At 63.1% G+C, this 21548-nt stretch carries 16 protein-coding genes; 5 read left to right on the top strand and 11 right to left on the bottom strand.

Annotation, left to right across the window (positions count from 1 at the left end; all coding sequences use genetic code 11):
- Nucleotides 1-5: 5 nt before the first annotated feature.
- The 9 genes from QX071_RS30540 to QX071_RS30500 form a co-directional block, all read right to left on the bottom strand.
- The gene (locus QX071_RS30540; RefSeq protein ID WP_315728233.1) at nt 6-1289 is read right to left on the bottom strand and encodes a serine hydrolase domain-containing protein; all 1284 of its coding nucleotides are present in this window, start codon (nt 1287-1289) and stop codon (nt 6-8) included.
- A gap of 308 nt (nt 1290-1597) precedes the next feature.
- Complete coding sequence (locus QX071_RS30535) at nt 1598-1846, bottom strand: hypothetical protein (RefSeq protein ID WP_315702925.1); 249 nt, start codon at nt 1844-1846, stop codon at nt 1598-1600.
- A 35-nt stretch (nt 1847-1881) separates the two neighbouring features.
- The gene (locus QX071_RS30530) at nt 1882-2721 is read right to left on the bottom strand and encodes a hypothetical protein (protein WP_315702924.1); all 840 of its coding nucleotides are present in this window, start codon (nt 2719-2721) and stop codon (nt 1882-1884) included.
- A 162-nt stretch (nt 2722-2883) separates the two neighbouring features.
- Nucleotides 2884-4521 carry an ABC transporter ATP-binding protein gene (locus QX071_RS30525; protein ID WP_315728231.1) on the bottom strand — a complete coding sequence of 546 codons (1638 nt, stop codon included), beginning with the start codon at nt 4519-4521 and terminating at the stop codon, nt 2884-2886.
- Nucleotides 4522-4525: 4 nt separating this feature from the next.
- Nucleotides 4526-5704: an ABC transporter permease gene (locus QX071_RS30520; protein ID WP_315763633.1), complete on the bottom strand. Its 1179-nt coding sequence runs from the start codon at nt 5702-5704 to the stop codon at nt 4526-4528.
- A complete protein-coding gene (locus tag QX071_RS30515) occupies nt 5704-6816 on the bottom strand; it encodes a microcin C ABC transporter permease YejB (protein WP_315702921.1) in 1113 nt (370 codons plus the stop codon). The genes QX071_RS30520 and QX071_RS30515 overlap by 1 nt, the downstream gene beginning before the upstream one ends.
- Nucleotides 6817-6819: 3 nt before the next feature.
- A complete protein-coding gene (locus QX071_RS30510) occupies nt 6820-8697 on the bottom strand; it encodes an extracellular solute-binding protein (protein ID WP_315728340.1) in 1878 nt (625 codons plus the stop codon).
- A gap of 5 nt (nt 8698-8702) precedes the next feature.
- Nucleotides 8703-10613, bottom strand: a complete 1911-nt coding sequence (locus QX071_RS30505) for an extracellular solute-binding protein (protein ID WP_315728227.1) — start codon at nt 10611-10613, stop codon at nt 8703-8705.
- A gap of 325 nt (nt 10614-10938) precedes the next feature.
- Nucleotides 10939-11490 (bottom strand): c-type cytochrome, encoded by a 552-nt coding sequence (locus QX071_RS30500; protein ID WP_315702918.1) that lies wholly within the window; start codon nt 11488-11490, stop codon nt 10939-10941.
- A gap of 212 nt (nt 11491-11702) precedes the next feature.
- Between QX071_RS30500 and QX071_RS30495 the strand changes: the two genes are divergently transcribed.
- Together QX071_RS30495 and QX071_RS30490 are read left to right on the top strand one after the other, a co-directional pair.
- Nucleotides 11703-12443, top strand: a complete 741-nt coding sequence (locus tag QX071_RS30495) for a 3-deoxy-manno-octulosonate cytidylyltransferase (protein WP_315703190.1) — start codon at nt 11703-11705, stop codon at nt 12441-12443.
- 17 nt (nt 12444-12460) lie between these two features.
- Entirely contained in the window at nt 12461-13321 is an 861-nt protein-coding gene (locus QX071_RS30490) for a prephenate dehydratase (protein ID WP_315702917.1), read from the top strand.
- A gap of 153 nt (nt 13322-13474) precedes the next feature.
- On the opposite strand, the gene QX071_RS30485 is transcribed toward QX071_RS30490, so the two are convergent.
- Complete coding sequence (locus QX071_RS30485; protein ID WP_315702916.1) at nt 13475-14491, bottom strand: LLM class flavin-dependent oxidoreductase; 1017 nt, start codon at nt 14489-14491, stop codon at nt 13475-13477.
- Between the two features lie 423 nt (nt 14492-14914).
- Between QX071_RS30485 and metF the strand changes: the two genes are divergently transcribed.
- The 3 genes from metF to maiA all read left to right on the top strand — a co-directional run bounded on the left by metF (nt 14915) and on the right by maiA (nt 20623).
- Nucleotides 14915-15832 carry a methylenetetrahydrofolate reductase [NAD(P)H] gene (gene metF, locus QX071_RS30480; RefSeq protein WP_315702915.1) on the top strand — a complete coding sequence of 306 codons (918 nt, stop codon included), beginning with the start codon at nt 14915-14917 and terminating at the stop codon, nt 15830-15832.
- On the top strand, nt 15832-19734 hold the full coding sequence (gene metH / locus QX071_RS30475) for a methionine synthase (RefSeq protein ID WP_315702914.1): 3903 nt from the start codon (nt 15832-15834) through the stop codon (nt 19732-19734). The genes metF and metH overlap by 1 nt, the downstream gene beginning before the upstream one ends.
- A gap of 226 nt (nt 19735-19960) precedes the next feature.
- Nucleotides 19961-20623, top strand: a complete 663-nt coding sequence (gene maiA, locus QX071_RS30470) for a maleylacetoacetate isomerase (protein ID WP_315702913.1) — start codon at nt 19961-19963, stop codon at nt 20621-20623.
- Between the two features lie 89 nt (nt 20624-20712).
- Here maiA and QX071_RS30465 read toward each other — a convergent pair whose 3' ends face one another.
- Complete coding sequence (locus QX071_RS30465) at nt 20713-21345, bottom strand: glutathione S-transferase family protein (protein WP_315702912.1); 633 nt, start codon at nt 21343-21345, stop codon at nt 20713-20715.
- Between the last annotated feature and the right edge of the window lie 203 nt (nt 21346-21548).

Here is a 21548-nt window from a genome sequence, read left to right as displayed (position 1 = left end):
TGCCGTCAATTCTCCATCGCCTCATAGATCAGCTGCTTCACCGTCTTCTGGATCCGCTGGCGCTCCGAGGGAGTCTGCTCGAGCAAAACGAAGAACATGTCCTGCTTGCGATCGATCACGAAATAGCAGCCGCTGGCGCCGTCCCATTTCAATTCGCCAAGATCGCCTGGTGCCGGCGGCGTGGCGTTGCCCGCATCGGTGCGCACGGCGAGGCCGAGCCCAAAGCCGAAGCCGTCGCCGGGGAAGTAGAAGAAATCGCGATCGACGCCCGAATCCGGTCCGACCTGATCAGTCGTCAGCAGCTTGAACGCTCGCGGGCTAAGAATGGTCTTGCCCTCGAATTTGCCGCCGTCCAGCAGCATCTGCGCGAAGCGCGCGTAGTCCGCCATGGTCGAGACCATGCCGCCGCTGGCATACATGATCTTCTTTGGGACGGTCGGGTTGTTTTCACGACCTACCCGGAAATCGCTGTCATTGGGCATCGGCTGGGCGAGCAGCTTTTGCTTTTCCGGATCGGTGACGAAGAACCCGGTGTCCTTCATGCCGAGCGGATCGAGCAGCTCTTCCCGCTCGACATCGATCAGGGACTTCCCGGACACGATCTCCATGATCCGCGCCAGGATGTCGGTGGAATGACCATACTGCCAAAGCGCGCCGGGTTGATTGTGCAGCGGCAGTTTGGCGATCCGTTCGGCGAACTCGGCAAGATCGAAATCACCGGCATAGATATTGGCGCCCCTGTAGGCCTTGCGAACCAGGCTATCACCATAAAAGCCGTAGGTGATGCCGGAAGTCTGGCGCATCAAGTCCAGCACGGTCGGCGGCCGGTCCGGCGGCACCAGTTCGAGCGTCTTGGTCCCGTCGCTGGCTTCCTTCTCGACGCCGACCTTCACATTTGCAAAGGACGGAATGTATTTGGCGACCGGATCGTCGAGCGAGAACTTGCCCTCGTCCAGCATCTTCACCGCGACCACGCTGGTGATAGCCTTGGTCATCGAGAACAGGCGGAAGATGGTGTGGTCGGTGATCGGCGCCTTCGAGACCACGTCCTGCACGCCAAAGGCTTCGTGATACACCGGCTTGCCGTGCTGCTGGATCAGCAGGATCGCTCCGGGAATTTTGCCGGTCGCCACTTCGTTCCGGAAGAACTCGCTGAGCCTCGCCAGCTTGTCCTTGTTGAAATGGGCCCCTGCGGGGATTTCAAAAGTTCCCTCGGCCCAAGCCGAGGGTGCAGCCGCGATCAGCAGCGCGCTACAGGCAAGCAACAGCAACGCCCGAAAGGGTCTCATCAAGCTCTCCTGGTTTTGCCCAAGTTTAGCCGTCCGTGCGCGATCGGCACAAGAGAAACCGAGCGTCGCTTGCGGTGGCAAAGGCACTGGGTAACCAGCCACCAATACTGCTGGTGCGGCGCAAAATGGGAAGCTGGTGTTTGAGCCTGGATTCCAAAATTCGCGAGCGAGTGCCGCTCAATTCTCAACTTCCTGCAAGTCGCAGGTATTAGCAAGTCCCCACGTCAAAACGACCCTGGCGTCGCTCCAGAGCGGTCGTTTGCGCGCCTTCGGACTCAGCGAGCGCGAGACTCAGGAAACGAGCGTCATTAGTTCCCACAGGGCGCAACATAGCAATTTGCGCAGTTGCCGTTACCGTCGCAATAACAAACGGTCAGCGTGTTATCCGGACGACAATTGGTCATCAGACACCAATCGCCCTTCTGCACCGCGCCGCCGCACGGCCTCCGATGCGCAAAATGCGGCAAAGCCTTTTCTTCAGTCGAGAGATCTATTCGCTGGTATCCTCGACGAACGGCTTCGACTTCGGTTTGGGCAATATCATTGTTATCAGCCATGGTGCGCACTCCTCTCGTCTACGAGGTGGGACAGATTATCGAGGCAGGCTCTGGATTGCGGTGGTGATACCCTGAATTTGAGCACCGAGATGGGCCGCATCGATCGCTTGCGTCGAAACAAGCGGCCTTCCGCCTGGAGCGATTGACGTCATGGGCCCCATTGTAATGAGGAGATCGTCCGTTCTTGCCCGGGTGGCGCCTAAGAATGTGCCGGACGGGTTGACGGTTACGGATACGAGCTTCCAAATCGGCGTGATACCGCCTGTCAAAGTCACGACGAACTGGACCTCGTGCGAGGTGGTGTCGAGAGGCCCACCTGATTTGAACGGATCGGATACCGTCTTCGGCGTTGACGCGAGCAGCCCCACGGTTTCGACCCACTCCTTGAGCTTCAGGTCGCTTTCGATCAGGATATCGCTGTAATGCTCGCATAGTTTCGGCTCTCGAGCGGGCAACCTATGAGTTTTCGGATCGAGCAAGTCCGCAAAGACAAAGTAGAAATTGACCGTCTCCGTACGGGTGGCATCGGCGGATAAAGAGCCGTTTGCGTTCAGCGAGAAGGTTCCTGGAGGCGTTACGAGCACGCTGGGACTGAGATTGCTTTGCTCTTCAACGATGATCTTGAGGGTCGCCTTCGCGCCCCATGTTGCAAGCCATCCGACGGGATTGGCGTCTTTCTCCTGATACTCCATGATGACGTCGTAGACGGCTTTGCCGAGCTCGCATTTCACCTGGTTTGCGATGCGATTGACAAAGATTCCCGTGTCGTAAGGCGACCGCGCCAGCGGATCGAACGCCGGTGTGACCCAACCACATGCGCTCAGGCCAACGGCGAAAAGCGTTAGAGCGATCATCGTCGCGACTCGGGTAAACATGGCATCCCCCACACCACCGCGCGCGCCGCAGAGCGCCGACCTGACGCTACCTTAGGATGAGGTATAGCTGAGGTAAAGCTCCAGCTGTCCGTTCGCTATTTCGCGAACGGAGATCGGGCGGACCTGAGCAAGGACCCGACGATCGTTACAGGGCCCAAGTTCCTAAGTCGCGACCGCGCCGCCGCTGGCGGCCTCGTTGCGGAAGGCGGCCGCGAACAGCGCGCGCGTGTAGTCCGACTTCGGATTCTTGAACAGTTCGACAGCCGCCCCCTCCTCGACCACCTTGCCGTCACGCATCACGATGAGATGGCTGGCCAGCGCTGCGACCACGCGCAGATCGTGCGAGATGAACATATAGGTCAGGTCGTGCTTGCGCTGCAGCTCGCGCAACAGATCGACCATCTGCGACTGGAACAGCATGTCGAGCGCAGAGGTCGGCTCGTCCAGCACCACGAAGCTCGGCTCCAGCACCACGGCGCGCGCAATCGAGATGCGCTGGCGCTGGCCGCCGGAGAATTCATGCGGATAGCGGAAGCGTGTCTCAGGATCGAGCCCGACGTCCTTGAGCGCCTTGATCACGCGCGCCTCACGCTCCTCGTCCGACAGGTTCGGCTGGTGGACGCTCAAGCCCTCGGCGATGATGTCGCCGACCGACATGCGCGGGCTGAGTGAACCGAAGGGATCCTGGAACACAACCTGCATGTCGCGGCGGAACGGACGGACGTCCTTGAACTTGAGGCCCTGAATGTTTCGGCCGAGAAACACGATCGGTCCATCCGACGAGATCAGCCGCAACAGCGCCAGCCCCAGCGTGGTCTTGCCGGAACCGGATTCGCCGACGACGCCGAGCGTCTCGCCCTTGCGCACCGCGATGCTGACGCCATCGACCGCCTTGATATGCCCCACGGTCGAGCGGAACAGGCCACGCTTGATCGGAAACCAGACCTTGAGATCCTTGGCCGACATCACTTCCGGCGCATTGGGTCGCGGCGGCGCCGGATCCGGCTTGGGCTCGGCCGCGAGCAGCGCCTTGGTGTAAGGATGTTTCGGCGTCGAAAAGACCTGCTCGACCGGGCCCTGCTCGACGATCTTGCCGCCATTCATGACGCAGACGCGATCGGCGATGCGGCGGACGATGCCGAGATCATGGGTGATGAACAGCAGGCTCATGCCGAGCCGGGCGCGGATGTCCGCGAGCAGCGTCAGGATCTGCGCCTGCACGGTGACGTCGAGCGCGGTGGTCGGCTCGTCGGCGATCAAGAGATCCGGCTCATTGGCGAGCGCCATCGCGATCATCACGCGCTGGCGCTGGCCGCCGGAGAGCTGGTGCGGATAGGAACCGAGCCGCGTCTCCGGCTCAGGGATGCCGACCTGTGTCAACAGTTCCAGCGTCCGCGCCCGTGCAGCGCTGTTCGACATCGGCCGGTGGAGGTGAATGATCTCGGTAATCTGCCGCTCGATCGTATGCAGCGGATTGAGCGAGGTCATGGGCTCCTGGAAGATGATGGAAATATCACTGCCGCGGATCTCCCGGATCTCCCGGTCGGACAGCGTGAGCAGGTCGCGCCCGTTGAAGCGGATGGTGCCTGACGGATGCGACGCCACCGGATAGGGCAGCAGCCTCAGGATCGACAGCGCGCTGACCGATTTGCCGGAGCCGGATTCGCCGACCAGCGCCACGCATTCCCCGCGCTTGATATCGAACGAGACGTGATCGACGGCGAGTGACGTCCGACCCTGCTGGTGGAACGTCACCGAGAGGTCCTCGACCGATAAGAGCAACGGGTTGATCGCGTCCATGCGTTTACCTGAAGGTCTTGCGCGGATCGAAGGCGTCGCGCACGGCTTCACCGATGAAGATCAGCAGCGACAGCATGACCGCCACCGAGAAGAAGCCGGTGAGCCCGAGCCACGGCGCCTGCACGTTGGCCTTGGCCTGGGACAGCAATTCGCCCAGCGAGGGAGAACCGGGCGGCAGACCAAAGCCGAGGAAATCGAGCGCGGTCAGCGTCATCACCGAGCTCGAGACGATGAAGGGCAGGAACGTCATGGTCGCGACCATCGCGTTCGGCAACAGATGGCGGACCATGATGACGGCGTTGGAGACGCCGAGCGCGCGCGCCGCCAGGATGTATTCGAAATTGCGGCCGCGCAAAAATTCCGCGCGCACCAATCCCACCAGCGACACCCAGGAAAACAACAGCATGATGCCGAGCAAGGTGAAGAAGCCGGGCACCAGCACCGCGGACAGGATCAGCAGCAGATAGAGGTAGGGAATCGCGTTCCAGATCTCGATGAAGCGCTGGAACAACAGATCGACCCAGCCGCCGAAATAGCCCTGCACGCCGCCGGCGGCGACCCCGATGATCGAGGAAAACAGCGTGAGCGTCAGGCCGAACAGCACCGAGATCCGGAAACCATAGATCAGGCGCGCCACGACGTCGCGGCCCTGGTCGTCGGTGCCGAGCCAGTTATATTCGAGATCGCGGCAGCTCTTCAGCCCCTTCTTCTCGACCACCGGCTTGCACTGCGCTTCCGTCAGCATCCAGGTCGGCGGCGATGGCGCCGGGGTCGGCAGATCGAGGTTGTGGGTGTCGTAGGAGTAACGGATCAGCGGCCAGAGGATGGTGCCGCCCTTCGCCGCGATCAGCTTCTGCAGGTAAGGATCGCGATAATCGGCCTCGGTCTCGAAGTCACCGCCGAACGCCGTCTCCGGATAGGACACGAAGGCCGGCCAATACAGATGACCGTCGAACTTGATCAGGAACGGACGGTCATTCGCGATCAATTCGGCGAACAGGGAGACGAAAAACAGAACCAGGAAGATCCAGAACGACCAGTAGCCGCGCTTGTTCGCCTTGAAGTTCTGCCAGCGCCGCTGATTCAAAGGTGAGGGACGGAAGCGCTGCCGCGTCGGCGGCACGGCTTCGCCGAGCGGCTCCCGCGTCGTGGTCTCGACCGGTGGCGGAGCGACCAGCGTCATCAGACCTCCCGCGCCTCGAAATCGATCCGAGGATCGATCCACATGTAAGTGAGATCGGAAAGGAGATTCACGACGAGGCCGACCAGTGAGAAGATATAGAGCGTGCCGAACACGACCGGATAGTCCCGGTTCAATACGCTCTCGAACGACAGCAGCCCGAGCCCGTCGAGCGAAAAGATGGTCTCGATCAGCAGCGAACCGGAGAAGAAGGCGCTGATGAACGCCCCCGGAAAGCCCGCGATCACGATCAGCATGGCGTTGCGGAAGACGTGATTATACAGCACCTGCCGCTCGCTGCAGCCTTTTGCCCGCGCCGTCATCACATATTGCTTGCGGATCTCGTCCAGGAACGAGTTCTTGGTCAGCAGGGTCATGGTGGCGAAGGCGCCGAGCGCCATGGAGACCAGCGGCAGCGTGAGGTGCCAGAAATAATCAGTGATCTTCCAGTACCAGGGCAAGGTCGCCCAGTAATCCGAGGTGAGCCCGCGCAGCGGGAAGATGTTCAGGAACGATCCGCCGGCAAGCAGGATGATCAGGAGGATCGCGAACAGAAAGCCGGGAATCGCAAAGCCGACGATGATGACGGCCGAGGTCCAAGTATCGAAGCGACTGCCGTCCTGCACCGCCTTGCGGATGCCGAGCGGAATCGAAATCAGATAGGTCAGCAGCGTCATCCAGATGCCGAGCGACATCGACACCGGCAGCTTCTCCTTGATCAGCTGGATCACGCTGACGTCGCGGAAATAGCTCTTGCCGAAATCGAAGCGCGCGAAATTCCACACCATCAGCGCGAAGCGTTCCGGCGCCGGCTTGTCGAAGCCGAACTGCTTTTCGAGGTTCTTGATGAAGGCGGGATCGAGCCCCTGCGCGCCGCGATATTTGGAATTGACCGCATCGGCGGCGGCGCCGATCTGGCCTTGGCCACGGGCGCCGAAATCACCGCCTCCGCCGGAGATGCGCGAGGTGCCGCCGGTGTCGGCGCCGGTGAGTTGCGCGATGACGCGCTCGACCGGGCCGCCGGGCGCAAACTGCACGACGACGAAGGAGACGAACAGGATCCCGAACAAGGTCGGGATCATCAGGAGAATGCGGCGGGCGATGTAAGCGGCCATGGATTATTTCGTCTGCTCGAGCTTGGCCGCCTTGGCGGCGTCAAACCACCACATGTCCGGCACGCCGGCTGCCTGCGCGTATTTCGGCAGCCTGGCCGGATGGTCGAACTCGTCCCAATAGGCGATCGGATGGGTCGAGCGGTACCATTGCGGGACCCAATAACGCCCGGCCCGGAAGACACGATCGATCGCGCGGCAGGCCGCCGTCAGCTCGGCACGGTTTTCGGCCGCGATCGCCTTCTCGACCAGCGCGTCCATCGCAGGACTGACGATGCCCGCAAGGTTGTAGGAGCCCTTGGTCGAAGCCTCCTTCGAGCCGAAATACGGACGCAGGCTGTCGCCAGGGGTCGCCGACATCGAGAGCCGCTCCATGGCGATGTCGAAATCGAAGTCCTCGACGCGGGCACGAAATTGCACGGCATCGACGATGCGCAAACTGGCATCGATGCCGAGCTGCTGAAGGTTCTTGATGAAAGGCCCGTGGTGCGGCTGGAGCCCCACCTCATCGACCAGGAATTCGACGCTGAAGCGCTCGCCGTTGGGCAAGTAGCGCTTGCCGTCCTTGACCGTCAGCCCGGCTTCATTCAGCAGCTGCTGCGCCTTGCGCAGCAGGGTGCGGTCCTGGCCCGAGCCGTCTGAGACCGGCGGCACGAACGGCGATCCGAACACCTCGTCCGGCACCTGGCCGCGGAACGGCTCCAGCAGCTTCAGCTCTTCCGGCGAGGGCGGGCCCTCGGCGACCATGTCCGTATTCTGGAACGGCGAGACCAGGCGCGTATAGGCGCCGTACATGATGGTCTTGTTGGTCCATTCGAAATCGAAGGCGTAATTGAAGGCCTCGCGCACGCGCGGATCCTTGAACTTGTCGCGGCGGGTGTTCATGAACCAGCCCTGCCCTCCGGACGGCATCTCGTCCGGCAAGGTCTCGCGCTTGACGCGGCCGTCCTTCACGGCGGCGAAATCATAGCGCGTCGCCCAGATCCGGGCGGTGAACTCCTCGCGATAGAGATAGTTCTTGCCGGAAAAGCCTTCATAAGCGACGTCGCGATCGCGATAGAATTCGTAGCGGACCACGTCGAAATTGTAGCTGCCGCGGCAGACCGGCAGATCGGCTGCCCACCAGTCCTTGACCCGCTCATATTCGACGAAGCGGTTGATCTCGTATTTGCCGACTTTGTACGGCCCGCTGCCGAGCGGCACCTCGATCGTGGATTCCTCGAACGGATGCGCGGCATAATAGGTCTTGGAGAAGATCGGCAGGCTCGCGACATAGAGCGGCACGTCGCGGGCGCGATCCTTGGCGAAGGTCACGACCACGGTCGCGGCGTCCAGCGCCTCGGCCTTCTCCATGAAGCGCAGCTGCGTGACGATCAGCGCGTGGCCTTTTTCCTTGAGCGTGGTCAGCGACCACGCGACGTCCTGCGCCGTGATCTTCGAGCCGTCGTGGAAGCGCGCCTCGGGCCGCAGCGTGAAGCGATAGGACAGCTTGTCCGGCGAGATCGCCACCGACTTGGCCGCATAACCATACATCGCGTCCGGCTCGTCGGACGCCGACGCCATCAGCGACACGAAGGTCATGTTCATGCCCTGCGCGCCTTCGCCCTTCATGATGTAGGCGTTGAAGGAGTTGAAGGTGAAATAGGACTGGTTGTTGGACCTGGTCGTCGGGATGAACGAGAACAGGCCGCCTTTCGGCGCATCCGGATTGACGTAGTCGAAGTGATGAAAGTCGGCCGGATATTTCAGGTCGCCGAACGCCGACATGCCGTGGGATTCGGTCTCACCCTCGCTTGCAATGACGGGTCGCAGGACGCCAGCGCTCAGTGCGCCCAGACCAACGCCGAGCACACGCCGGCGCGACAATGGGAGCCGATGAAGCAGCCGGCTCAAGAGCGACCACCCGTCTTCGCGGCCTTGTCGGCGTCCCACCACCAGATATCCGGAAAACCGGACAAGCCATACTTGGGAAGCTTCTCGGGATGGCCGAACCTATCCCATCGCGCGGTCCGCACCTTCGGGTAGTTCCATTGCGGGACCACGTAGTGGTTCCACAACAGCACGCGATCGAGCGCGCGCGTCGATGCGATCAGGTCATCGCGGCTCTTGGCGTAGATCACCTGGTCGATCAGCTTGTCGACGGCCGGATTCTTGATGCCGATGTAATTCTCCGAACCGTTGGAGTCGGCCGCCTGCGACCCCCAATATTCGCGCTGCTCGTTGCCGGGCGACAGCGACTCGCCCCAGGAGTGGATGGCCAGCACGTCGAAATCACGATTGCGCAGGCGATTTTCGTACTGGATCGCGTCGACGGCGCGGACAGAAACCGAACAGCCGAGCCGCTCGAGCGAGGGTTTGTAGAACAGCGCGACCCGCTCATAGGCCGGACTTTCGGTCAGAGTGAGCAGCTCGATACTCAGGGGCTGACCGGTCTTGGCGCTGATGAGCTTGCGCTCCCGTATCTCATAGCCCGCCTCCTTCAAGAGGCGCTGGGCCTCCAGCAGGTTGCGCCTGACAGCCTCGGGGCTACCGCCCACGGGATTGCTGTATTCGGTCGTAAACACCTCTGCCGGCACCTCGGCGCGGAGCGTTTCCAGAATTTCCAGCTCACGCCCTTGCGGAAGCCCCGAAGATGCAAGCTCCGTCCCGTCGAAGTAGCTCGATATCCGCTTATAAGCGCCGTAGAAGAGCTGCTTGTTCATCTCCTCGAAATCGAACGCGAAATTGAGCGCCCGACGGACACGCGGATCCTTGAACTGATCGCGACGGATGTTCGGCACGAATGCCTGCATCACGCCGGAGCTGCGGTTTGGAAACTCCTCCAGCACTACGCGCTTGTCCTTGGCTGCCGGGAAGTCGTAGGCCGTCGCCCAATCCTTCGCAGAGCTCTCAGTTCGCCAATCGCATTGGTCGCCCTTGAATGCCACCAGTGCCACCCCACTGTCCCGCACGTAGTCGTAGCGATAGGTCTCGAAGTTGAACCGCCCGACATTGACGTTCAAATCGCGTCCCCAATAATTCTCGACCCGCTGGAGCACGATGGAACGTCCGGCATCGAATTCCTTGACGCGATACGGACCGGATCCGAGCGGCGGCTCCAGCGTAGTCGCGGAGATGTCGCGCTTCCGACCGTTGCTGTCAGTGCCTTCCCACCAATGTTTCGGCAGGACCGTCAGCTCACCGACGATCTGGGGCAGTTCGCGATTGCCCGGAGCATCGAAGGTAAACTTCACGTCGCGCTCGCCGATGGCCTCGGCGCCGACGACATGCTTGTAGTAGGCGCTGTAGCGCGGGTGGAAGGTCTTGAAGGACTGCAGCGAGAAGATCACGTCGGCCGGCGTGACGGGCTTTCCGTCGTTCCATTTGGCGTCGGCGCGCAGCCGGTAGATGACCCAGGAGAAGTCGTCGGGATGCTGCGCCGCTTCGGCCAGCAATCCGTACTCGGTGGCCGGCTCGTCGAGAGATCGTGCCGTCAAACTCTCGTAGATGTAGCCTGTGCCGACAGCGATCGAGCCCTTCACGCCGGCGATGACCGGATTGAAATTGTCGAACGTTCCGACCGGCGCCAGCCGCACCACGCCGCCTTTCGGCGCGTCCGGATTGACATAGTCGAACCGCTTGAAGTCGGGCGGATATTTGACGTCACCGAACAGGGACAGCGCGTGGCGCCAGGCAGGCTCGCTGGCCGATTGGGCCTGAGCCGCGGTGGTGAAGGCCGGAAGGCTCGCGGTGGCCCCGAGCGCCGGGGTCATCGCGGCCAAGGCGCTGCTCTTGAGAAGCTGTCGTCGGGTAATCGCCAAATGAGGGGTCCTTTGCAGAGAGCCTTATGCAGAGAGCCTTGGCCGACACGCGAGGGGATCGCGGTCAACCGGCATTGCGCTCCAGTGTAGTGAGCTTCGTCAGTCCGGAAAACACAGTCCGATGATCCGGTCCGGGTTCCATTCAGAGCGCAATATACGGCAAGGATTCGGCAAATAACGTTGCTTTTTCCTCATGATATCAGGTTGTGAACGGGGCCGCTGCGGCGAAAGGTCCCAAACCGCCCCGAAGCCTCTCCGATACGAAAACGGCCAGGCAAGGCCTGGCCGTCAACGTCACTGGATGCGGGAAGGTCCACGCGAGGGATTACTTGGCCGCGGTGGGCAGCGGCGCCGGGTTGTCCGACAGCGAGTTGAGATAGGCGAGCACGTCGGCCCGCTCGCTGTCCTTCTGGACGCCGGCAAACCCCATCGCGGTGCCCGGGACGAAGCCCTTGGGGTTGGCGATGAACTGGTTGAGGTCGTCGATGGTCCAGGTGCCGCCCTTGGCCTTCATGGCCGCCGAGAAGTTGAAGCCGTTGCGGCCTTCACCCTTGTGATCGCCGACGATACCGTAAAGGTTCGGACCGACGCGATTGGGGCCGTTCTTCTCGAAAGTGTGACAGGCCGCGCACTTCTTGGCCGCCGCTTCACCCTTCTGGACCGAAGCGGTCTGCAGCAGCTTCTCGATCGGCTCGGCCGCAGCGGGAGCCGCGGCTTCCTTAGCCCCGCCTGCGGTCTCCTTGACGGCAATCTCGAAGCCCGGCTTTTCCGGCAGTTTGGGCGCAAACAGCGCATTGGCGGTGAAGCTCGTCACGAGCAGAACGAGACAGGTGGCCAGCACGGCCCCGAGAATCTTATTGAGTTCGAAGGAGTCCATTGTGGCGTCAGGCTCCGCGGGCAAATTTCATCGTTGGGCCGCAGTCGCGGCCAATGGTCGCCGACAAGGAATCGAGCCTTCGCGCCGCCCCCTTCGGCAGAAGTGAGATATCGGTTTGCCCGTGCTCTGGCAACCCGTATAAGCGGCCCGTCGTTCGGCCCTCCACCAAGCCGGACCGCATGTTGCGACCCTTTCCGACCTGCCGTTTCAGAATGACCGATTCCCGCACCTTGGTGCTGATCCCCGCTCGCATGGCCTCGACCCGTCTGCCGGGCAAGCCGCTGATGGATATCGGCGGGCTGCCGATGATCGTGCACGTGCTCCGGCGTGCCCAAGAGGCTGCCATCGGCCGCGTGGCGGTGGCGACCGACACGCCTGAGATCGCGGCAGCCGTGACGGCTGAAGGCGGCGAGGTGGTGATGACCAGGCCCGATCATCCCTCGGGCTCGGACCGGGTCTACGAGGCGCTGTGCAAGCTCGACCCCGAGCGCCGGGCCGAGATCGTGGTGAACCTGCAAGGCGATTTCCCCACCATCGACCCGCAGAACATCCGCGATGTGCTGCCACCGTTGGCCGACCCTGCCGTCGACATCGCAACGCTGGCGGCGCAGATCCATACCGAGGAAGAGAGCCTCAACCCCAACGTCGTGAAAGCGGTCGGCTCGCCGCTGGGCGGCCGCCGGCTGCGCGCGCTCTATTTCACCCGGGCCACCGCGCCCCATGGCGAGGGACCCCGCTACCATCATATCGGCCTCTACTCCTATCGCCGCGCGGCGCTGGAGCGCTTCGTCAGCCTGCCGCCTTCCGCGCTCGAACTGCAGGAAAAGCTGGAGCAGCTCCGGGCGCTCGAAGCCGGCATGCGGATCGACATTACCCTCGTCGATTCGGTGCCGCGGGGCGTCGATACCCCGGCCGATCTCGAAACCGCGCGACGGCTGCTGTCCAAGATCTGATCTGTTAGAAGGCCCTCATGAGCAAGATCCTGAAAATCGCGTTCCAGGGCGAGCCGGGAGCCAATTCCCACATCGCCATTTCCGAAGCCTATCCGAGCGCCGAAGCGGTCCCCTGCGCCACCTTCGAGGACGCGCTGTCCGCGATCTCCTCCGGCGAGGCCGATCTCGGCATGATCCCGATCGAGAATTCGGTCGCGGGCCGGGTCGCCGACATCCATCATTTGCTGCCCGCCTCTGGCCTCTACATCATCGGCGAATGGTTTCTGCCGATCCGCCATCAGCTGATGGGCATCAAGGGCGCCAAGCTCGCCGACATCAAGACGGTCGAAAGCCACGTCCATGCCCTCGGCCAGTGCCGCCGCATCATTCGCCAGCTCGGCATCCGTTCGATCGTGGCCGGCGACACTGCCGGAAGCGCCCGCATCATCGCCCAGCGCGGCGACAAGAGCGCCGCCGCGATCGCCTCACGGCTCGCCGCCGAGATCTATGGCCTCGACATCCTCGCCGAGGACGTCGAGGACGAGGCCCACAACACCACCCGTTTCGTGGTGCTGGCGCGCGAGCCGCAATGGGCCGAGCAGAACTCCGGTCCGCTGGTCACCACTTTTGTTTTCCGCGTCCGCAACCTTCCGGCAGCGCTGTACAAGGCGCTCGGCGGCTTCGCCACCAACGGCGTCAACATGACCAAGCTCGAAAGCTACATGGTCGACGGCAATTTCTTCGCCACGCAATTCTACGCCGACGTCGACGGCCACCCCGAGGACAAGGGCCTCGCCTTTGCGCTGGAGGAATTGAAATTCTTCTCGCGCGAATTCCGCATCATCGGCGTCTACCCTGCGCATCCGTTCCGGGCGACCTTCAGCGAGCGGATGGAGTGATGCTCCGCTGATAGACACCAGCCCGTCATTCCGGGGCGCGCATGCGATGCGCGAGCCCGGAATCTCGAGCTTGGCTTGCATTCTTTTGCAACAGATCGGGATTCCGGGTTCGAGGCCTACGGCCTCGCCCCGGAATGACTGTGAGTTCGGCCATCACGCCGCGGCCTTCTCCAATCCGAACGCCTCCGCCAGCAGGCGGTAGGAGCGCTTGCGCGCCTCGTGGTCGAACACGGCGGTGATCACCATCAGCTCATCCGCCTGGCTCGTCGCGATCATCGGATCGAGCTTGGCCCGCACCGTCGCCGGCGAGCCGACGAACAGCCGCGAGCGGTTACGCGCGATCGAGGCGCGCTCGGCCTCCGTATACGGATAGGCCGCGGCCTCCTCCGGGCTCGGCAGCGGCAGATATTCGCCGCGGTCGCGCCTGAGACGATTCAGATCCATGGATGACGCCAGCCGCTCCGCCTCCGCGTCGGTGTCCGCGGTCACGACGGCCACGGCCAGGATCGCATGCGGCTCGCTGCGCCAGCGCGACGGCTGAAAATGGGCGCGATAATTCGTCATCGACGTGATCGCGTCATGGCTGGCGAAATGATGCGCGAAGGCAAAACCCATCCCGACCTGTGCGGCGAGCTCGCTCGAATAGTCGCTGGAGCCGAGCAGCCAGATCGGCGGCAGCGGGGTGTCGTCCGGCATCGCGATCACCTTGTGATAGGGATGGCCGGCGGGAAATTCGCGCGTCTCCCACAAGGTCAATTCGTGCAGCCGCTCCAGGAAGTCGTCGCCCTCGCGGCGGTCGAGCCGGCTGCGCAGCGCGTAAGCCGTCGTGCCGTCGGTGCCGGGCGCGCGGCCGAGGCCCAAATCGATACGACCGGGAAACAGCGCCTCCAGCATCTTGAAGCGCTCGGCCACGACCAGCGGCGCGTGGTTGGGCAGCATCACCCCGCCGGAGCCCACCCGGATGCGCTTCGTGACCGCCGCGATCTGCCCGATCATCACGTCCGGCGCCGGGCTCGCGACCGACGCCAGGCTGTGGTGCTCGGCGAGCCAATAGCGGACGTAACCGAGCTCATCGACATACCGCGCCAGATCGATGCTGTTGCGGAGCGCCGCGGCCGGCTTGGTCGCGGTGGTGGTAACGGAGAGGTCGAGGACTGAAAGCGGGATCATGGCTCAAAAACTCGCGCGCGTGAGCCGATAAGGTAGTGGGCAGCGGGCGCCCGACAAAGAGGGCCGTCCCACGGGTCAGGGCTGTGGCGCTAGGATAGCTCGGCAGGACGCATAGGCAGGACGCATAGTGGGACATTTCTTGTTGTATACATAAACCATGTAATTCTGCCCAACGATAAAGTTAGCCGCAATCTGCTAGATTCGGCGAAATTCAGCCAATCTCTCTCAAAAATACTCATTTTTTTGCCCAACAAGCTAAGCTATAGATCTTCAATTTACACCAAAATAAAAGAATATCGTGGGCAATTTCCCACGTCCGGTGGGCTATTTGCTGCAATGCATTTCGCTTATCTTACCTCCCCAGCGAGCCGGTGGGGCTCTTGATCTGACATTTACTACGCGGAATCCGGAGTCTGCGCTGCCATGACCGAGCTTTCGACGCCGATCTCGAACGGACATGCCGGGCTGCCACGGCCAAGGATCTCGTTCGAGTTCTTCCCGCCGAAGACCGGGGAGATGGAAAAGACGCTGTGGGCTTCGATCGAGCGGCTGGCGCCGCTCGAGCCGAACTTCGTGTCGGTGACCTATGGCGCGGGCGGCTCGACCCGTGAGCGCACGCACGCCACCATCGCCCGCATCCTCAAGGAAACCAGCCTGCTGCCTGCCGCGCATCTCACCTGCGTCGGCGCATCCCGCGGCGAGATCGATGAAATCGTCGACCGCTATTACGAAGTGGGCGTCCGCCACATCGTGGCGTTGCGCGGCGATCCACCCGGCGGCATCGGTACGCCCTATTACACCCATGCCGACGGCTATCAGACCTCGCCGGAACTGATCGCCGGCATCAAGCGGCGCCATCCCGACATCGAGATCTCGGTCTCGGCCTATCCAGAGAAGCACCCGGAGAGCCCGACCTTCGATGCCGATATCGACATGCTGAAAGCAAAGGTCGATGCCGGCGCGACGCGCGCGATCACCCAGGTGTTCTTCGACAACGACCTCTATCTCCGCTACCTCGACCGCGTCCGCGCCCGCGGCATCGATATCCCGATCGTGCCGGGCATCATGCCGATGCACAATTTCAAGCAGGCGCGCGGCTTCGTCACCCGGGCCGGCACCACTGTGCCGGACTGGCTTGCGGAAAAGTTCGACGGCCTCGATGACGATCCTGAAACGCGCAAGCTGGTCGCGGCGACCGTCGCGGCCGGCCAGGTGCAAAAGCTCGCCAAGCAGGGCGTCGACACCTTCCATTTCTACACCATGAACCGCGCCGACCTCGTGTTCGCGATCAGCCATCTGCTCGGCATCCGCCCGAAGCTCGCCAAGAAAGTCGCCGCCTGATGTCCGTTCCGACCTCTCCCAAGGAATCCGCAAAGCGCACCGCCTTTCTTGCCGCCGCCCGCGAGCGCATTCTGATCCTCGACGGCGCCATGGGCACGATGATCCAGGCGCTGCAGTTCGACGAGGCCGCCTTCCGCGGCGAACGCTTCAAGGACTTCCATCGCGACCTCCGTGGCAACAACGACCTGTTGATCCTGACGCAGCCTGACGCGATCGAGGACATCCACGCCGCCTACTTGCGTGCCGGCGCCGACATCGTCGCCACCAACACCTTCTCTGCCACGTCGATCGCGCAAGCCGATTACGACCTCAGCGACATCATCTATGAGCTGAACCGCGAGGGCGCGCGTCTGGCGCGCAACGCCGCGCAACGCGTATCGGCCGAGGACGGCAAGCCGCGTTTCGTCGCCGGCGCCATGGGCCCGACCAACCGTACCGCCTCGATCTCGCCCGATGTCGCCAATCCCGGCTACCGCGCCGTGACCTTCGACGATTTGCGGCTGGCCTATGGCGAACAGGCACGCGGGCTGCTGGACGGCGGCGCCGACCTCCTGCTGGTCGAGACCATCTTCGACACGCTCAATGCCAAGGCCGCGCTCTATGCCATCGCCGAGCTCTGCGATGAACGCGGCATCGATGTGCCGGTTATGATCTCCGGCACCATCACCGACAAGTCCGGCCGCCTGCTGTCGGGCCAGTTGCCGGAGGCGTTCTGGAATTCGGTGCGGCATGCCAAGCCGGTCACGATCGGCTTCAACTGCGCGCTCGGCGCCGAGGATCTGCGCGCCCATATCGCCGATATCGGCCGCGTCGCCGGCACGCTGGTCTGCGCCTATCCGAACGCCGGCCTGCCCAACGAGTTCGGCCAGTACGACGAGACGCCGGACTACATGGCGCGGCTGATCGGCGAGTTCGCCCGCGACGGCCTCGTCAACATCGTTGGCGGCTGCTGCGGCACCACGCCGGACCATATTGCAGCCATCGCTGCCGCGGTCGCTCCGCACAAGCCGCGCGTGGTGCCCGAGATCCCACCGCGGCTGCGGCTGTCCGGCCTCGAGCCGTTCGAGCTGACGCCCGCCATCCCGTTCGTCAATGTCGGCGAGCGTACCAACGTCACCGGCTCGGCGAAATTCCGCAAGCTGATCACCGCCGGCGACTACACCGCGGCGCTTCAGGTCGCCCGCGACCAGGTCAATAACGGCGCTCAGGTCATCGACGTCAACATGGACGAGGGCCTGTTGGATTCGGAAGCCGCGATGCGGACTTTCCTCAATCTCGTCGCGGCCGAGCCGGACATCGCCCGCGTGCCCGTCATGGTCGATTCCTCGAAATTCCACGTGATCGAGGCCGGGCTGAAATGCGTCCAAGGCAAGCCGGTGGTGAACTCGATCTCGCTGAAAGAGGGCGAGGAGAAGTTCATTCATGAGGCCAAGATCGCTCGCCGCCACGGCGCCGCCGTCGTCGTGATGGCGTTCGACGAGACAGGTCAGGCCGACACCTATCAGCGCAAGACCGAGATCTGCGCCCGAGCTTACAAGATTCTGACCGAGACCATCGGCTTCCCGCCGGAAGATATCATCTTCGATCCCAACATCTTCGCGATCGCCACCGGCATCGAGGAGCACAATAATTACGGTGTCGACTTCATCGAAGCCACGCGCTGGATCAGGCAGAACCTGCCGCATGCGCATGTCTCGGGCGGCGTCTCCAACCTGTCCTTCTCGTTCCGCGGCAATGAGCCGGTGCGCGAAGCGATGCATTCGGTGTTCCTGTATCATGCCATCAAGGCCGGCATGGACATGGGCATCGTCAATGCCGGGCAGATGATCGTCTATGACGACATCGATCCCGAGCTGCGCCAGGTTTGCGAGGACGTCGTGCTCAACCGCGACCCCGGCGCCGCCGAGCGCTTGCTGGCGCTGGCCGAGAAATTCCGCGGGCAAGGCAAGCAGACCAAGGAGGCCGATCTCGCCTGGCGCGAGTGGCCGGTCGACAAGCGCCTCAGCCACGCGCTGGTGCACGGCATCACCGAGTTCATCGAACAGGACACCGAAGAGGCGCGCGCGGCAGCAACCCGTCCGCTCGACGTGATCGAAGGCCCGCTGATGGCCGGCATGAACGTGGTCGGCGACCTCTTCGGCGACGGCAAGATGTTCCTGCCGCAGGTCGTCAAATCTGCCCGCGTCATGAAGCAGGCTGTGGCCTATCTGATGCCATTCATGGAGGCCGAGAAGGCTGCCAACAAGGGCGTTGCCGCCGAACGCTCCAACGCCGGCAAGATCGTGCTCGCGACCGTGAAGGGCGACGTGCACGACATCGGCAAGAACATCGTCGGCATCGTGCTCCAGTGCAACAATTTCGAGGTGATCGATCTCGGCGTGATGGTGCCGGCGGCGAAAATCATCGAGACCGCCAAGGCCGAGAAGGCCGACATCGTCGGGCTGTCGGGCCTGATCACGCCCTCGCTGGACGAGATGGCTTATCTCGCCTCGGAGATGGAGCGGCAGAACCTGAACGTACCGCTGCTGATCGGCGGCGCGACGACCAGCCGCGTGCACACGGCTGTGAAGATCGACCCGAATTATCGCAATGGTCCGGTCGTCCATGTGAATGACGCCAGCCGCGCGGTCGGCGTCGCCTCCTCGCTTTTGTCGCCCGAGCGGAAGGTCGCCTATGCGGCCGATGTCCGCAGCGAGTATGAGAAGATCGCGGCCGCGCATCTGCGCGGCCAGGCCGACAAGAGGCGGCTGTCGCTCGCTCATGCCCGCGCCAACGCGCCGAAGATCGACTTTGTCAAGGCGCGGCCGGTGAAGCCGACCTTCCTGGGCGTGAAGAGCTTTGCCGATTACGACATCGCCGAGCTCGTGCCCTATATCGACTGGACGCCGTTCTTCCAGACCTGGGAGCTCGCCGGCCGCTTCCCCGCCATCCTTGATGACGCCAAGGTCGGCGAGGCCGCAGGCGCGCTCTATGACGATGCGCGAAAAATGCTGGACCGCATCGTCAAGGAGAAGTGGTTCACCGCGCGCGCCGCGATCGGCTTCTGGGCGGCGAACGCCGTCGGCGACGACATCGTGCTTTATGCCGACGAGAGCCGTGCCAAGCCGATCGCGACGCTGCACACGCTGCGCCAGCAGCTCGAGAAGCGCGAAGGACGCTTCAACACTGCGCTGTCCGACTTCATCGCGCCTGCCGCTTCCGGCGTGCCTGATTATATCGGCAGCTTCGTCGTCACTGCGGGAATCGGCGAGGACGTGGTTGCCGACCGCTTCAAGAACGCCAATGACGACTACTCCTCGATCCTGGTGAAGGCGCTGGCAGACCGGCTCGCCGAAGCCTTTGCCGAGCGCATGCACGCGCGCGTCAGGCGCGAGTTCTGGGCCTATGCGCCGGACGAAGCTCTCTCGAATGACGAATTGATCCTGGAGAAGTATCAGGGCATCCGCCCCGCGCCGGGCTATCCCGCGCAGCCCGATCACACCGAGAAGGCGACGCTGTTCGAGCTGCTGGACGCGGAGAGGAATGCCGGGGTCAAGCTGACCGAGAGCTTCGCGATGTGGCCGGGTTCGTCGGTGTCGGGACTTTATTTTTCGCATCCCGAAAGCTTCTATTTCGGCGTCGGCAAGATCGAGCGCGACCAAGTCGAGGATTACGCCGCGCGCAAGGGCATGAGCGTGGCCGAGATCGAGCGCTGGCTGGCGCCGATCCTCAACTACATCCCATCGCAGGTCGCAGGTTCGAACAGCGCCGCCGCAGCTGCCGCCCCATCCGGAGCCGCCGCGCCCGTTGCCGCCAACGACGAAGCCGCAGCAAGCGCCGCGAACGGCCTCGCCTCGCATCCGCAAGGGTGCACCTGTGCCGCGCATCTCGCCTGGCGCAAGAAAGCGGTCGGCGCGAAGTAATTAGTTCTTCGCATCATCCGCCAGACCCCAAGGCCGCAGCTCCGCCCTGTGCTGTCATGCCCCGCTTCAAGCGAGGCATCCAGCACGCGCAGCCTCTCGACCGATCACCACCGTCTCGGAATACTGGATCGCCGGCCGTCGCGGGCGATGACAGTCTTATTACTATCGCGAGCCGTAACAACTCGCATAGTCTCTCCTGCCTGGCTCGATCGGACGAGGCACATCCATGAAATTCTATTCCTTCTGGCGATCGCTGGCGAGTTTTCGGGTGCGCATTGCGCTCAATATCAAGAACGTGGCGCACGACGTCGTGTTCGTCGACATCGACAAGCAGGAGCATCGCGGCAACGACTACGCCGGTGTCAATCCGCAGATGGCGCTGCCTTCGCTGGTGCTCGACGACGGCACCGTGCTGCTCCAGTCGCTCGCGATCCTCGAATATCTCGAAGAGACCTATCCCGCGCCGGCACTGCTGCCCGCTGACGCCGCCGGTCGCGCCCGCGTGCGCGGGCTTGCTGCGATGGTCGCCTGCGATGCCCATCCGCTGACCGTGCCGCGCGTCCAGCGTTATCTGACCGAGACGCTCAAGATCAGCAACGAGCAGAAGGCGGCATGGCTGCGGCACTGGGCGGCCGAGACGTTAAGCGCCTTGGAGGCGCAGCTCGCCGATCATCCCGCGACCGGGTCTTACGCGCATGGCGAGGGGCCGACGATCGCCGACATCTGCCTGGTCGGCCACGTCACCTTCGCGATGAACCAGAGCATCGATATGGCGCCCTATCCGACCGTGACGCGCATCTTCGAAACCGCGATGGCGCTGCCGGCCTTCGCGGCTGCACATCCGCTGGCGCAACCGGATACGCCGGAGGCGATGCGGCGGAAGATGTAGGCCGCTTGCCTGCCTGCTCGCAAAGGCAGGCGCGGTGTCCCTCCGGCCAAGGAAGGATCAGATCGAGCTTGCAGCAGCCTCCGGAGTCGTCAATCCCCGCTCGGCGGCACGAGCGGCTGCACGATCTCGCAAAACGCCGGCAGGGCCTCGCAGCTGGCTGCGTGCGCCGCCAGCGCCGGATAGCGGCTGCCATCGAACAGATGCGGATGCGCCTCAGTGGTGAAGCGCAGCACACAGGCCACCGCGATATCGGCGTGACCGATGCGTTCGCCATACCACCACGGCGTCGTGACCGATGCGCGCTCCGTCTCCAACGCCGCGAGCACACCTGCGATCTGCGCCTCGCAACGCTCGACCCATAGCTTCAGCTGGTCCTTGCGCAGCACGCGCTCATAGACCAGGCTGACCGCCTTGTCGCCGAGACCCGTCGCCAGCGCGACCGTGCGCAGCTGCCTCCGCCGATCGGCGCCGCGGCTCGCCAGCATCGCCCTCTCCGGCCCGACGGTTTCGTCGAGATGGTCGAGGATCGCAGCGGAATCGATCAGCGCTTCGCCGCTGTCGAGTACCAGCACCGGTACCCGCAGCAACGGATTGTATTGTGCGATCTTGTCGGCGTCCCCGAAGGTGGACCACGGCCGATGCTCGAACGGGAGGCCGTAAAGCTTCAGCGCGATCGCGCTGCGGCGGACGAAGGGCGAGTCGTATTGGCCGATCAAGAACATGAATGTCACCTCCTCGTGCCATTGAAACGAGTTTCACCGACGATATCATCTGTTATCGGAGCGATGGACTATGACAGGGAGCTTGGCTGGAATGCGAAGCAGTCCGTTCATGAGTGCCGGAAACGCGATCGCATCTCACTTCCGTGTTTGGAAGACCGTCGCCCCAGCGGTGCGATCCCGCTCCGGCGATTATGCTGAGGCCT

Origin of the sequence: Bradyrhizobium sp. SZCCHNS1022, assembly GCF_032484835.1 — a bacterium.
Lineage (GTDB): Bacteria > Pseudomonadota > Alphaproteobacteria > Rhizobiales > Xanthobacteraceae > Bradyrhizobium.
The sequence above is the reverse complement of the archived record's forward strand: the minus strand, read 5'-3'. Positions and strand labels throughout refer to the sequence as shown.

Bases quoted from the DNA above. Each gene is read 5' to 3' on its own strand.
- QX071_RS30540 (WP_315728233.1), bottom strand. From the start codon at position 1,289: ATGAGACCCTTTCGGGCGTTGCTGTTGCTTGCCTGTAGCGCGCTGCTG.
- QX071_RS30535 (WP_315702925.1), bottom strand. From the start codon at position 1,846: ATGGCTGATAACAATGATATTGCCCAAACCGAAGTCGAAGCCGTTCGT.
- QX071_RS30530 (WP_315702924.1), bottom strand. From the start codon at position 2,721: ATGTTTACCCGAGTCGCGACGATGATCGCTCTAACGCTTTTCGCCGTT.
- QX071_RS30525 (WP_315728231.1), bottom strand. From the start codon at position 4,521: ATGGACGCGATCAACCCGTTGCTCTTATCGGTCGAGGACCTCTCGGTG.
- QX071_RS30520 (WP_315763633.1), bottom strand. From the start codon at position 5,704: ATGACGCTGGTCGCTCCGCCACCGGTCGAGACCACGACGCGGGAGCCG.
- QX071_RS30515 (WP_315702921.1), bottom strand. From the start codon at position 6,816: ATGGCCGCTTACATCGCCCGCCGCATTCTCCTGATGATCCCGACCTTG.
- QX071_RS30500 (WP_315702918.1), bottom strand. From the start codon at position 11,490: ATGGACTCCTTCGAACTCAATAAGATTCTCGGGGCCGTGCTGGCCACC.
- QX071_RS30495 (WP_315703190.1), top strand. From the start codon at position 11,703: ATGACCGATTCCCGCACCTTGGTGCTGATCCCCGCTCGCATGGCCTCG.
- QX071_RS30490 (WP_315702917.1), top strand. From the start codon at position 12,461: ATGAGCAAGATCCTGAAAATCGCGTTCCAGGGCGAGCCGGGAGCCAAT.
- QX071_RS30485 (WP_315702916.1), bottom strand. From the start codon at position 14,491: ATGATCCCGCTTTCAGTCCTCGACCTCTCCGTTACCACCACCGCGACC.
- metF (WP_315702915.1), top strand. From the start codon at position 14,915: ATGACCGAGCTTTCGACGCCGATCTCGAACGGACATGCCGGGCTGCCA.
- metH (WP_315702914.1), top strand. From the start codon at position 15,832: ATGTCCGTTCCGACCTCTCCCAAGGAATCCGCAAAGCGCACCGCCTTT.
- maiA (WP_315702913.1), top strand. From the start codon at position 19,961: ATGAAATTCTATTCCTTCTGGCGATCGCTGGCGAGTTTTCGGGTGCGC.
- QX071_RS30465 (WP_315702912.1), bottom strand. From the start codon at position 21,345: ATGTTCTTGATCGGCCAATACGACTCGCCCTTCGTCCGCCGCAGCGCG.